This is a genomic window from Paenibacillus sophorae (assembly GCF_018966525.1).
Taxonomy (GTDB): domain Bacteria; phylum Bacillota; class Bacilli; order Paenibacillales; family Paenibacillaceae; genus Paenibacillus_AQ; species Paenibacillus_AQ sophorae.
Genome location: NZ_CP076607.1, coordinates 3,821,344 through 3,835,287 on the forward strand (window position 1 = coordinate 3,821,344; position 13,944 = coordinate 3,835,287).

Annotated in this window: 11 protein-coding genes and 1 pseudogene; 2 read left to right on the top strand and 10 right to left on the bottom strand. The window is 44.4% G+C overall.

What is annotated here, in order from left to right; genetic code table 11:
- Positions 1-2 precede the first annotated feature (2 nt).
- Positions 3-377, bottom strand: a complete 375-nt coding sequence (locus KP014_RS18015; RefSeq protein WP_025687978.1) for a hypothetical protein — start codon at positions 375-377, stop codon at positions 3-5.
- A gap of 164 nt (positions 378-541) precedes the next feature.
- Between KP014_RS18015 and KP014_RS18020 the strand changes: the two genes are divergently transcribed.
- On the top strand, positions 542-712 hold the full coding sequence (locus tag KP014_RS18020) for a hypothetical protein (RefSeq protein ID WP_175491728.1): 171 nt from the start codon (positions 542-544) through the stop codon (positions 710-712).
- Positions 713-785: 73 nt separating this feature from the next.
- Here KP014_RS18020 and KP014_RS18025 read toward each other — a convergent pair whose 3' ends face one another.
- From KP014_RS18025 to KP014_RS18050, 6 genes are all read right to left on the bottom strand, one after another.
- Positions 786-2,363, bottom strand: a complete 1,578-nt coding sequence (locus KP014_RS18025) for a glycoside hydrolase family 32 protein (protein ID WP_036599912.1) — start codon at positions 2,361-2,363, stop codon at positions 786-788.
- 85 nt (positions 2,364-2,448) lie between these two features.
- A complete protein-coding gene (locus tag KP014_RS18030; protein WP_036599910.1) occupies positions 2,449-3,906 on the bottom strand; it encodes a glycoside hydrolase family 68 protein in 1,458 nt (485 codons plus the stop codon).
- A gap of 445 nt (positions 3,907-4,351) precedes the next feature.
- Positions 4,352-5,818 (bottom strand): glycoside hydrolase family 68 protein, encoded by a 1,467-nt coding sequence (locus tag KP014_RS18035; RefSeq protein WP_036599907.1) that lies wholly within the window; start codon positions 5,816-5,818, stop codon positions 4,352-4,354.
- 293 nt (positions 5,819-6,111) lie between these two features.
- Positions 6,112-7,203, bottom strand: a complete 1,092-nt coding sequence (locus KP014_RS18040) for a GerAB/ArcD/ProY family transporter (protein ID WP_036599904.1) — start codon at positions 7,201-7,203, stop codon at positions 6,112-6,114.
- Between the two features lie 34 nt (positions 7,204-7,237).
- Complete coding sequence (locus tag KP014_RS18045) at positions 7,238-8,416, bottom strand: Ger(x)C family spore germination protein (protein ID WP_036599901.1); 1,179 nt, start codon at positions 8,414-8,416, stop codon at positions 7,238-7,240.
- A gap of 21 nt (positions 8,417-8,437) precedes the next feature.
- On the bottom strand, positions 8,438-10,042 hold the full coding sequence (locus tag KP014_RS18050; RefSeq protein WP_051500404.1) for a spore germination protein: 1,605 nt from the start codon (positions 10,040-10,042) through the stop codon (positions 8,438-8,440).
- A 37-nt stretch (positions 10,043-10,079) separates the two neighbouring features.
- Here KP014_RS18050 and KP014_RS29475 point away from each other — a divergent pair, with 37 nt between their 5' ends.
- Positions 10,080-10,364, top strand: coding sequence for a YczF family membrane protein (locus tag KP014_RS29475; RefSeq protein WP_485020575.1), 285 nt, complete (start codon positions 10,080-10,082; stop codon positions 10,362-10,364).
- A 195-nt stretch (positions 10,365-10,559) separates the two neighbouring features.
- Here the strand turns inward: KP014_RS29475 and KP014_RS18055 are convergent, their stop codons facing one another.
- The 3 genes and pseudogenes from KP014_RS18055 to KP014_RS18070 all read right to left on the bottom strand — a co-directional run bounded on the left by KP014_RS18055 (position 10,560) and on the right by KP014_RS18070 (position 13,764).
- Positions 10,560-11,408 (bottom strand): PRD domain-containing protein, encoded by an 849-nt coding sequence (locus tag KP014_RS18055; protein ID WP_036599896.1) that lies wholly within the window; start codon positions 11,406-11,408, stop codon positions 10,560-10,562.
- Between the two features lie 35 nt (positions 11,409-11,443).
- Positions 11,444-13,065, bottom strand: a pseudogene (locus tag KP014_RS18065) (PTS transporter subunit EIIC).
- A gap of 297 nt (positions 13,066-13,362) precedes the next feature.
- Complete coding sequence (locus tag KP014_RS18070; protein WP_090833693.1) at positions 13,363-13,764, bottom strand: HAD family hydrolase; 402 nt, start codon at positions 13,762-13,764, stop codon at positions 13,363-13,365.
- Positions 13,765-13,944 lie beyond the last annotated feature (180 nt).

Consider the following 13,944-nt stretch of genomic DNA (forward strand, 5'->3'; position numbering starts at 1 on the left):
TATTACTGTCTGATGATGAGGATGTCACGAGGGGGTCTGCCGGTGCTTTGGATTAGGGCAATTTCGGTGTTGGTCAGGTTGCGGCCTACCAAAATAAACGAAGATGTGACATTGTTAAAGTTAAAATTGCCTAAGTTCGCCACGTTTTGGCTGCCGCGGAACACACGGAATGATCCCTGAAAGTTAATTCGCGAAAACAGTACAAGCGTTACTTGAGAGCTCTGCACAACATTTCTGAGCCGGAAGCTCGAGAGAACATTGTCAAAACGAAACGCTCCAAGATCACGAACTGCAACTCCTCCACGTCTGAAGAGGATCCGGCGACCGGTAAAATTGGTGCCCGACCAAAGAGCAAGACGTACATCTCTGTTTGCCAACTATATCACTCCTTTTCTGAGGTTGATATAGTTTATTCAAACTTCAAAGAACGGTATCAGACAAATACTACGGTTAAAACGTTTGTTTTTGCTTAAGGAAGTTCTTATTGGTTAACAATGTAGAGGAGGCCCGCATTTCAGACAGCTTCATAAGGAGGATTATCATGAGAGAAGAACAGGAACTCAATCAGCAAAGGGAAATGAACCAGACTTCGCTAAATGAGGAAGAACAGGCAGCTGGTGACAAAGGCGTGGAAGTAAAATCCGCTGGCGAGCTGGAGCAGAAGAGAAAACTGGTCGATTCCATGGATCAGCCGGATAGCTTTGAATATTAAGAAAGAAGGCGCCGGAGCACCGGCTAATGCAGCTGAGAAAGAGCTGTGTTAGCCGATGTTCAGGGCCAAATGATTAATCTTTGCCCAGGTGCTTGATCACGACATTTTCAAAGACCGCCTCGCCGCCTTCTGAAAAAAGAGTGATTCCTTTATCGTTCCATCCAGGGAAGATGACATTGGAAAAAACGACCGATCCATCATCAACAAAGACTTCGATGCTTGTTTTATCGACGAGGATTTTTAAATGCACCTTTTTGCTGCCAGCAACGAACGGCGCCCTGCTCTCCACATAGGTTCCGCGCTTGTCGGGCTGCCATGTATTTGCTCTATTGACATAGCTGTAACTGCCTTCCACAAAAACCCCGACATCGACATGTCGTTTCTTGTCTTTAGATTCTCGAAGTCTGAGTCCTGCATTCTTGATATCCGACCACGATATGTCCGCCTCAAGCTGATACGTATCTCCGGTTGTATTAAGCGTTCTAGAGCCATTAACCTCTATTCGTTGAAAGGATTCCGTTGATTTCGTCAATTGATTCAATCCTTCAGCGGGCTGTGAAATCAAACGGTACGTACCGTCCGCAGACTTAAGCTTGATTTGACGAACGATTGAGTCCAATCCGTTATAGCCTTCCTGCAGTGTCGGCGTAGTATGGGGATAATCCCAGTTATTCATCCAGGCCAGAGCATATCGATGGCTGTCTTTATCGCTGCCCGCCCCCTCTTCAAAGGTTACAGCGGCATACCAATCAAATCCGTAATCGAGCCACTGCGGCTCCTTTCGATCCGGGACAAATTCGTCACCGTTAAAGTTTCCGGTCCAGTAAGCATAGGTGTTGGGTTTACCCTCCGGTTTCCCATTTGCGCTGGCGCCAAGAATCCAGTGATAGGTCCCGTCATCCGCCCGCATCCTGTAAAGATCGGGACACTCCACAATACCGATATTTTCCGTGATGAAACCGCTGGTATAGTGCCAATTCTTTAAATTCGAGGACTCATAGAAACCTATTTTCGTTCCTTCAGCCATGGTCATGATCCACTTCCGGGACTCTGGATCCCAGATAATCTTCGGATCGCGAAAATCATGTGTGCCCGGATTCGAGATAACTGGAACGTTACTATAAGAGGTGAACTTTTTCCCTTTGTTCGTGCTGTACCATAAATATTGCTCCTGCTTTCCGCCATTCGCTGAGGGCTGTGTCACAATCGCCACAAGAGCCCCTTTGCCAAAGCCTGCCGTATTGGCTGTATCTACAACGACCGATCCCGACCAGGGATCGCCGTTTCGGTTCGTATATTTGGGAATGGCCACACCTTCATCTGTCCAATGAACCAAATCCGTTGATGTCGCATGCCGCCACTCTGTACCATTTCCTTTTGGATAGTCGCGATTGTAGAGATAATAGTAATGATACTTGCCGTCCAAATAAATCGGCCGCTGAGGGTCGTTCATCCATTTGTCGGGAGTTGTGAAATGATAGGCGGCCCGATAGGAAGGCTTCTGATTAGATAAGGGAGTTTCTTCATTAACGATGGTTTCCTCTGTTCTGTCCTTTGTTGAATAATGGACTGCTAACCCTATCGTGATCAGGCCGGCTAAACAAATAATCCATACAACGAATTGTCTTCTAAATGCTTTGTTGTTATTCAATTGAACACCTCGCTATAAGAAAAAAAGAAAATGCCAATGTAAACATCGACATTTTCTTTTCTTTAATTATACAGTAAGCCTGTTGTTATTTGATTGTCAATTGTCCTTGTTCAAGGATGCTGTCTTTGACAACCGAAGTTTTGGAGCCTTTAATGTTTACCAGGAAGCTTGGCGCAAAGGTGGAACGATGCTCTGGATAGAGACCTCTATTCGTCATGTAACTTGTAATGACCACATTCTTTCCGTCAGCTTGCGGTACAGCAAAATGGGAATAAGTCCAAGTAACATCTTTAGGATCAAGATCCATTTGCAGGACAAGCCCACTGTCGTTCAACGGTTTGTAAGGTCCGGTCAAGGAATCGGAAACGTAGCCCAGCATGTAAACATCTTCCGCACCGATTCCGTCAATGGTCATTTTTGATCCTCTGGAATCCGTGAACAAATACCATTTACCATTCAGTTCAAATACATTCGCCCGTTCAATTTCATCCGTAATAAGATTGGATGCGATTAGCGGTTTCATGACTGTTTTCAGCGTATAATCATCATTCAATTCAATGATACCCAGTGATCCGTTCGCTAAAGTAGCGAGGGATTTTTTAGGACCAGCCAGCAGCTTTTCTTTCTCGGCTTCGAAGAATTTCTTATTTCCGCCATAGAAAACTTTGTTATTGAAGGCATCTTCACCTTGATAACCCGTTTCAGTACCTGTATTGGATTCAAATACAAGATATTTATGGCCATTGTCTTCAACATAGTGAGGGTCTCTCAAGGTATGATTGTCGGAATAGTCTCCTCCACCGAAAGATTGGTCCACATTTTGATAAATTTTACCGTCCCCATCAAAGATCGATTTGAAATCTTCTACGCCATCCACCTTCAGCGTACTGGCATCGGGCTCAGACAGATTGACTTGAGCCGTTGTTAAGGTTTGTTTACCGAAGAAGCCGTGTGCCGGATCCCAGCCTTGACGGTTGGTATAGAACAAGCGAACTTTGCCATCGGCAGTCAAGGTTGCGGAACCCGACCACTCTTCGGCTTGATTGTTCAGAATAGGATCGTTTGGAACATATTTATCGCTGTCCTTGAATACTCTGCCGGCACTCTTCCAAGCGTCAAAGGAGTTGTCACCGATTTTTTTATAGAACAAGTGGATAAATGTGTCCCAACCTCTAGCAGGGTCTCCCGCTAAAGCAAAAACAACTTCGTAGCCCTTATAATTTGCCACGGTTCCATCGGCATTTTGCAGCGGCCAGCTGTCCCACACATCCAAATCGATCAAGTTCCCGTATTGATCATAGCCTTTTGCAGAAGAGAGGTTTTTAATAGTTGATGCATCAAATTGCGGCACTTTAAACTGCGCACTCTGTTGTTGTTCAGGAATTTTCAGCATGTCAAAGCGTGTGATGTGGGAAAAGCCGTAGTCTTCATTGTAACTCTGACTGTCATTTCCTTTTGCAAAAGCTGAAGTACCCCCACCTACCAGTAAAGCTGTTGTAAAAGTTACTGCTGTCGCTTGCTTCACAAACTTTTTGATATTCATACTCTGTCTCCTTTTCTCCTTCGAATTTTGTTACTCTCAAACAGAAAAAGACCTAAAAATTCCTATGGGGATATCAATTGATAGCACTGCTATCCCCAATTGGAGTTTTTAGGTCTTGCCTGCTTAAACAGTAACAATCCCGTAATATTTTGTTGTCACGGTTATTCTATATTGTTGAACAATGGTCTGACTATAGCCTAAAACTCCTGTTTTAATTAAGGACAAAAGTAGGGGTTTCTTCTCGGTCTACCACATACATTCCTATAATTATTGTTACTATTTCACAGTTTCAAAGGGATAAAGATGGTTTAGTCGAAAATTACATCATATCCCTTTTATTCAACTATATCACATTAAAATATTGAATTTTCAATACCCGAGCGATACAGGTCTATTGACCCATATCGCTTTCAGGCAATGAGTTTGCACCGTTTGATGCGTATCCTTAGTTGATCGTCAATTGTCCTTGTTCAAGGATACTGTCTTTGACAACCGAAGTTTTGGAGCCTTTGATGTTCACCAAGAAACTTGGAGCAAAGGTAGCCCGATGATCGGGATAGAACCCTCTGTTTGTCATATAGCTTGTGATGACCACATTTCTCCCGTCAGCTTGCGGTACGGCAAAGTGAGAGTACGAAAAGGTAAGATCAGCAGGGTCAAGATCCATTTGCAGCACAAGTCCACTGTCGTTCAACGGCTTGTAAGGTCCGGTAATAGAATCGGATACGAAGCCCAGCATATAAATATCGTTGGCACTGATTCCATCAATGGTCATTTTGGAGCCTCTGGAATCCGTGAACAAATACCATTTGCCATTCAGTTTAAATACGTTCGCCCGTTCAATTTCATCCGTAACGAGATTGGATGCAATCACAGGTTTCATTACTGTTTTCAACGTATAATCGTCATTTAATTCAATCATACCGAGTGCGCCGTTCGCCAAAGTAGCGATAGGTTTTTGAGGACTTTGCAGCAATTTATCTTTCTCAGCTTCGAAGAATTTTTTATTTCCGCCATAGAAAACTTTATTATTGAAAGCGTCCTCTACTTGGTAACCCACTTCTGTTCCTGTATTGGCCTCAAATACAAGGTATTTATGACCGTTGTCTTCAACATAGTGAGGATCTCTTAACGTATGGTTATCACCTGAAGAATAGGCACCTTCATCGATAAATTGCTGAACATTTTGATAAGTTGTTCCGTCTCCGTCAAAGATGGATTTATGATCTTCAACGCCGTCAATTTTCAATGTAGCGGCATCCGGCTCGGACAAGTTGACTTGAGCCGTTGTTAACGTTTGTTTGCCATAACCCGTTCCTCCATCCCACGTCGCGCCCGAGAAATCCGTATAGAATAAACGCACTTTACCCTCTGGAGTTAATGTCGCGGAACCTGACCACTCTTGTGTCTGATACTTGAGGATCGGATCGCCCGAATCAAATTTATCGCTGTCTTTAAAGACTCTGCCGGCATTCTTCCAGCTGTCAATCGAAGTCTCGCCGGCTTTTTTATAGAATATGTAAATCGATGTGTCATTTCCGTTCTTCGGGTCCCCTGCCAGTGCAAAAACGATTTGGTAGCCCTTATAGTTTGCTGCCGTTCCATCGGCATTTTGCAGCGGCCAGCTATCCCATACATCCAAATCGATCAAATTCCCAAATTTATCATAGCCTTTTGCCGAAGCGATGTTTTTGATAGTTGATGCATCGAACTCTGGCACTTTGAATTGTTCACTCTGCTGCTGCTCGGGAATTTTCAGCATGTCAAAACGTGTGATGTGGGAAAAGCCGTAATCTTCATTGTATCCCGGTTTGTCATTCCCTTGCGCAAAAACTGAAGTTCCGCCACCTGCCAGTAAAGCTGTTGTAAAAGTTACTGCTGTTGCCTGCTTCACAAACTTTTTGATATTCATGCCCTGTCTCCTTCTCCATTTCATATTTTGTTCCAGCCAACAGAAAAAAGACCTAAAAATTCCGATGGGGAAATTCCCAAGGAGATTTTTAGGTCTTGCCTGCTTAACAGTAACAATCCCGACAATATTTTGTTGTCATGGTTATTCTATATTTATTGGATCACGATAACCATAGACTAATGTTCCTCTTTTGGTTAAAGCGAAAAGCAGGAGATTTCTCCCAGTATATCCTCACAAATTCCTAATTATTCCTGATAGTAAATTATAGTCTTCTGAAGTATCGTGTGCCATCATTAACGATGTCTAAATCTGATTTTCAAGATAATGAGCAGCAACAACGGAATTCCAGCCTGAAACGGCAGATGAAAATAGGGAGGAATAACTATAAGCCCTTCTTCCAGATGTTCTGAAAAGTTATTCGCTATTATCATTGAGGAGAATAATATACAAAGACCAATAGACACGGCAAGCTTGTTATACGTTATTCTAAATAAATCAGAGGCTGCCAACACGGCGGCTATATAAAAGGTGCCAATTTTGAAATAACTGCTGATGATGAGAGACAGTAGAACAAGGACATCCATCCGTTGAAGAATTTCGGCGATATTCACTTTGCTTATAGCCGTATAAGTCGGGAATGTTGCACGGCTAACGATATCGACCCCAAGGATAGCGATGTTCATCGAGATTGTCAGACTGATGAGAAGACCGCTCAGTACGATGCCGTATGATGCGGTTCGGATCGTTTTACGGACTACATTCACATAGGGCAGCAGCATCAGAAACGCAATCATTTCTCCGAAAGGGAATGTATAGGTAAGCGGAAATGCGGCGTGAATTACAGGCATAAATCCTTTCCCAAGTACTGGAAGCAACCGACTAACGTCCAATAGTCCAGATAATATTACGAGTATATAACTTGCAAATATAAATAACAGAAGGATGGAACAAAAAATTTGAGTGGTACGGGCAAATACTTCAACCCCTCTTGATATCAAGTACGCTAAACTGAGCATCATTAATACTTGAATGGGCAATAGTGGAGTTTCATCATAAGTCGAAGATATCAGCAGCTCACCAAAATCGCGTAAATTACGTGAAGATATATAGGCGAAATAAGTCATATATGCAAAGCCTATCGGCCACCCGATCCGTGTGCCTACGGCCTTGCGGATTAGTGAAGTTATCGGTTCGGTTGGGAACATGTGATATAGCGGTCCGTAAATCCAGCCAAAAACAGCTACCCCTATTAACATTCCCAACAGTACCGCAAGCCACGCATCTTGTTTTGCACCCGTACCGATTGAAATCAAGATGGCATTGCCAAGCTCATAAATAATCACCCAAGTAAATAAAGTTCCCCGTCCTATTGATTCTTTGTGCAAGACCGTTCAAATCCTCTCGATCATTTATTTTTAATTACATGAACGATTTTCTTCTCATTCCCGTCCGTTGTATGGTTGCTTCTACTGTGACGGTGACTGGACAGTCTGAGAAATCTGTACTCCAATTTCCGCTCCAGTCATCCCATATTTTAGGATTATGGCGCGAAAGGACGAGTCCGAATCCGGATGGATCAACATGTGTTTTCTTCATTGCATTTATGGCACTTGTAACTTCTTTTTCTATTCGCGATCTCCATAATCGTTCCAGATCATTTATCGTATCTGCTTTGTTCAGAGGAAGCTTGCAATTCATTTCGCTCACAATTCCTTCCTCCAAAATATGTACATGAAAAGATGGTTTACTGTTAACGATTCGCACCTTTATTTGTGATTTGGAACGAGTGGTTTCAATAGAAACTCCGTTCTTTCGTTCATTACAATCAAGCATTGTTATCGTACTTTTCATCGTGTTCGATAAGCGTACAAATCCTCTTGCCTGATCGCCATCAAGCCAACCGATAAGCTTATCCCCTTTAAATAAGGCCACTCCGGATATCTCGATATTAGCCTTCGGCCCAGTAGATGATTCTGCGATTTTGTTAGCCAGCCGGATGCCGCTAATTGTCGGATCTATACCAGGGTCATTTAGGGCTCGAATGATGTCGTCCACCTGCCAAATTACATTATGTGACCAAAGTTTCTTCGTCAGTTTAAATTCACCGATAACCGCCTTGGCTTGTATCTTTTCGAGTGGATCAGTGGCAGAGATAATATCCTCTGCTTTCATTCCACGTGCAACCAGAAAGTAGGAAGACAACCTGGCCTCGTGTGAACGCTCAAAAAAGTCAATAATATCACTGATTCCTTTGCGCGCCAGATTCTCTCCGATAACAATGAACTGAGCATGAGAGAAAAATAGTTGTCTAGGCACATTTTCCGATGATTTTCGAATAGCTTCAAATATGGATGTACCGGTTGAACGGTAAACGATTGTGCTGGAGCTGGTCCCCTGTGTTCCTGATGTTTTGGACATACCCTGAGGATTGACTACTTGGTATGTGATTAAATATTCATTCGAATCCTCATTTAGATCTATACCCATCGCTGTGATAATTGCTAATTCCGGCAATTCCCTTCGGTTCCAGCAGCCTGAAAAAACAAGTGTAATAGTCATGCACATCATGCCTAATAATAACCATCTTTTCAAACTCATTCTGTAACCTCCCTTATTTGCTTAATCAGGAGAAGGCGATTTGTCGGTTGTCGTGGAAGGCTGATGGTTTGTTGGAAGCAAGAGTGTATCACGAAAAGCCTGAAGCTTAAACGGCGAGAATGGAGCCATGAAGGGTGTTCCTACCGAACGTAAACTGTTCATGTGACCAATTAAAGTAATCATTCCAAGGGCAATGCCGAAAAACCCGAATATACCCGCCAATATCAGGAAAGAAAACTTCAACAGTCTAGCTGTAATCGCAATATTGTAAAATGGTGCAGAAAAGCTTGCTATCCCGGTAATGGCGACAACAATAATCATGAATTGGGAAACAATTCCGGCCTGAACGGCAGCTTCCCCAATAACAATTGCGCCAATAATGGAAACCGCTTGTCCGACCGCGCGTGGTAAACGTATTCCGGCTTCGCGTAAAATCTCAAAACTGAATTCCATTAATAGTGCTTCAACAATTGCAGGAAAGGGTACATCTTCCCTGCCTCCAGCGAGGCTTATAAGGAGAGGAGTCGGAATCATCTCTTGATGATAGGTAATTAACGCCACATAAAATGAAGGGGCAATCATCGAAATAATGAAAGAGATGTATCTTAGGAACCGAATAAATAATCCGATATCATAACGTTGGTAGTAATCTTCTGGTGATGTGAAGAATTGTGAAAACACAGTCGGAACAATTAAGGCAAAGGGTGTCCCGTCAACAAAAATAGTGATACGGCCATCAAGCAAGTTTCCGGCTACAATGTCCGGCCGCTCCGTATTATACACGGTTGGAAAGGGTGAAAAGGAAGAGTCCTGCAAAACCTTCTCGATATAGCCTGACTCAAGCACGGCTTCCATATTGATCGAGGACAAGGTTTGTCTAACTCGTTCTACTATTTCAACAGGTGCTGTATCTTGCAGATACATGATGGCTACTGATGTGTGTGAAACGCTTCCGATATTGATTGTTTCAAGCCGAAGCAATTTACTGCGGATCCTGCGACGGACCAAGGTGAAATTAGTCTCAATCGACTCCGTAAAGCTATCCTTCGGACCGCGAATGACCACCTGTGTCGACGCTTCTGAAATTTCGCGTGATTTCCCCCCTTTGGTACTGCAAATAAGCGCAGATGGGACGCCTTCCGCAAATAGGACCGAACTGCCGGCCAGTAGAGCCGAAGCAACCGAAGAAAGATGGCCTGTTTGTACAACAGACCCGACAGTTAATTTATTTTTAATGGTTGACCACGCTTGCAGAAGCTCTTCCTTCTGAGGCTGACCATTCTCCTCAGTTTGGCAGACTGATTGATTAGAGGAGGAGGCCGTTGTAATTTGGGAAAGTACATTTTCGGATAGCGCCTGTTGATCAGTCAGTCCTTCAATATAAATAACGGCGATCCGCAAGCTTACCGCTTGACAGAAGTCCAGACGACGAATTATTACATCTGGACTGCGACCAAACTCATCGAGCAGCGTGTCGAGATTGCGTTCAATATCATGGTATATCGGTTGATCCAATATAGAAGAACCTTCGTCTGTTTGACTTGATTGATCGGAGGCTACACCTGAAGGAGTTACGTGCACTTCCGACAGATTTTTTCCAGTTGTTGAATCCGTATTTTGGGACATAATATTTATTACCTCTTAATATGCTGACTTATTTACAGTGTCCCCTCTTCATGATTTTATATTCAAAGGCTTAAGGAGGATAATTCGGTTGAGAAAATATAGTGTATTTGCTGTATTGGCTCTTTCATTGTTTACATTCAACGTCTGGATGGATGTTTGGATGGGCGAAACAATTAAAACTTCTCTTCAGAATATGCTCGGAATATTTAAAGCCATGTCTTTAATCGAATACTTCATTTTAATGGTAATTTTGGTGCCGTATTTTACCTCTCCATTTGTCTCTAAGCTGATTAAATTTTTAATGAACAGAAATCGATCCTGATAAGTTTGATTAATTTTGACAAAGTGTCGTTTAAGGATACGTGAGAGTTGTTAAGGCGTAGTAGTAACGAATAGCGGGGCTTTAGAATTCACTGTCACATCTCCACCTGGGGTGTGCTGAAGAAGACAATCAAGCTGACCCAACGCAGGGCCGGTTAACAGAGCGCTGCGTTGAGTAAATTAATAATGAAGAAACTCAATTCACCATATCCTTCAACCGGGTGCCCATCCGGTTGATCTCCATAGCGATTAACACCAATTGGCTGTCCGTGAACGTATAACCGTAGTCATCTTCCACCTGGCTTGCGACCCATCTGGCCTGCTCGTAAGCCGTGTGATAGCGTTCCTTAGCGATCCGTACGATTTCCGGGGCCAGCTCATTGCAGAGCTTTCCACTTTCATCGGATCGAAGGATATTTTCGAGTTGATTCACAAGACGCTCGTAGGCAGCAGATCCCCGGTCTAGTATAACACCGGCGGTACGCTCCACTCCTTCGGCAATATCCCGGATTAAGGCAGCCCTGTCCGAGCCCGCTCCTGAAGCTCCGGCATTGACCCAGGCGGTATGGATATGCATGGCAATATAACCTACCTCGTCCTCCGGGATTTCAATCTGCAATTTCTCACGAATGATTCTCTTCGCATGCAGTCCGATTTGGAACTCTCTTGGGTAGAGAATCCGGATTTCTTGCAGGAGCGTGTTCTGAATGACCATACCTTTGCTAAGCCGCTTCAAAGCGAATGAAAGGTGATCCGTCAGCGCGATATGAATATGTTTATTGAACGTTACTTCCAATTCGCGTTCAGCAAATGAAATAATACTCTCGGACACCGCAATTTCCTCTTCGGGCAGTGTCCGAAGCATTTCCTGCAGGTTGCCGTATTGATCCGGATCGTCCATTATGAACACTTTCTCGATGCGGTACGGATCGACAATATCGTTTTTTCCTTTTTGAAAAGCAATACCGGAACCCATGACAATCTTTTCTTCTCCAAGGTCGTGTACCACAACCGCGTTATTGTTAAGAATTTTTTTGATTTTCATGATATTCTCCTGTGCTTTTACGATTAGTATTTAGATCACTGTTTCTGACGATGCGGTTTATCTACGCCAAGAACCCAGGTGACTGTAAAGGCCGTTCCCGTAGCCAGTAGTAAACCGATCATATAATGAATGAAATTGATGTGTCCTGGCGGGACACTAAAGGCGATCATCGGAATCCCGGTCAATCCAAACGAATTAGCCACCACCTCATGGAAGGCTACATAAGCCCCTCCTGCAGCTCCCCCCGCCGCTGCGCCCAGGAATGGGCGGCCAAGCTTCAGGTTGACGCCGAAAGCGATTGGCTCGGTAATGCCTAGAAAGGCGGTGATCGATGCGGTAAGCGCTAACTTTTTCAAATCGTTGTCCCGTGTTTGAGCATACACCGCAAGTCCAGCCCCGCCCTGAGCGATATTTGCCATCGACCAGATGGGGAGCAGAAAGTTGACCCCGATGTTCGGATTAGAAATAAGCCCGATTTCAATTGCTTGAATGCCGTGGTGCAGCCCGTCAAGACGATAAGCCCGTAGACCCCGCCAAGCAGCAGCCCGAATACCGTGCTTCCGAATCGGTACACCTCTTCCAGCAAGCCGCTAAGAAAGCCGCCCAGTTCCGCGGCAAACGGCCCGATGACCAGAACGGCGAGGCCGCCTCCAACGACAAAGCTGAGAAAAGGAACCAGCAGAATGGTGGCCGATGAAGGAACGATCCGCCGCAGCCCCTTCTCGATAAGCGTCATCAGCAATACCGCAAGAATAATCGGAATCACTGTGCCCTGATAGCCAAACTGCGGGGTACTGGTCAAATCCGCAGAGTGTATCGCTGCTCCGCCGGTTCCTGTTAGATGTAATAAGTCGAGCCGGGTCATTACAATTCCAACTGCGGCGCCGAGCGCAGGGGTACCGCCAAACCGCTTGGCCGCATAATATCCGAACATCACGGCCATAATTTGAAAGGCTGAGCCGGTCAACAATAATAATATCCGAAACCATGTACTGTCCGGGGACGCCCAGCCGAAGGCGTTGATCATGCTGATCAAGCCGAGCAACAGGCCAAGCGCGACAAATAGCGGGATGATCGGCACAACGATATCGGAAAAAAAGGTGGCTGCTCCCATAACCCGGCCGATCAAGCCCCTTTTTGCCGAGTCTTTCAGCTCAAGAGATGACTCCGCCCCAACCTGATGCACCCAAAATCTCAGGTTCCATGCTCCCCGCATGGAAGAAAGCAAGGGATCGCCGGACCCGGCGATGTGAACGGCGCTCTCCGGTTCCCCGGGTCCATGCAGGCGTTCCGCTTCCCGCTGCCGGTCCGTTCCAGGGTCCTGAAGAAGACGGTCCATTTGACGGTGTACCTTAAAGACAATTGCCGGTCCCACAATAATTTGCAGCTGTTCGGCCTGAACGAACACGTTCTGAACCCCTTCTATTTGCGCAAGGCCGGCTTCATCCACGCGGGCGCTGTCTCGGAATCGGAGACGGATCCTGGTTGTGCAGTGAGATACTTCCGACACATTGTCCGGCCCGCCCGACAGCTCAATCAGGCGCATGGCCAGTTCCTTCGCCGGGCTCTGAGTCTCTTTTACACCTCGCTCGTTCTGAATCGGGCTAATATTGCCATCTGGCATTTTCAGCTCCTCCCCATTCCTTATGTGCAGCATCTATGGAGTCGTTCAAGTTCTATATCGGCGGGGAACATTCTTTTATTGATGCAAAAAAAGACCTATTTTCGGATCAAGCATCGGCACCCGAATAATAGACTCGGCGGCACTTGACTCTTCTTGGGCCCTAGTCCGCCAAAAAAGTAACAATTTCGTAATATATTATAGTATTTCTATTGTGACAATAATCGAATATAAAATCAATGGTCAGTAATTACCACCTTTAACTTGTCGAAACAGGCACTCTGCCTTAGTTGGAATCGATGTCCGATTAGCCTAAGGTTTAGAACTATCGACCTAATTTTTTCTTGTCACCAGCATTTCTTCAATTTCGTCTAATGACTCTACTATGTAGTCCGGTTTAACTTCATGCTCCCACATTCTCTTATTTCTATTAATCCAGCAAGTTACGATGCCTTCTCTATTAGCTCCGAGTACATCCGATGCAGAATCACCGACATGAAGCACTTGTTTAGGGTTGGTACGATAGAATTTAAGCAGTTCCTTGAACATCGTATTCCTGTTGTCGTTCTTGTAAGATTGATGCCGCTCAGATGTAAAAAGATGCACGCCATATCTCTCGTAAAAATACGGTATCATTGCATCATCCGCATCACTTACAATACAAACTTTATGGCTCTTTGAAATGCTCTCAAGAAAGTCAGCAGTCTCATCATAAAATGGTGATATAGAATTCATTCATCAGATGAAATTGTCTCGTCTTTCTCAATTCATTCCAGTGAGTAAAAAAATACTTAAGCAAAGTTTGTCCATACTCTTCGGCTAATTGAGCAGTGAATGTATTTTGTAAAATGGGCCTCCAGATTTGTTCTCTTCTACTTTCTATATTTACTAAGGTTTGAAACATGTCTAGACTAA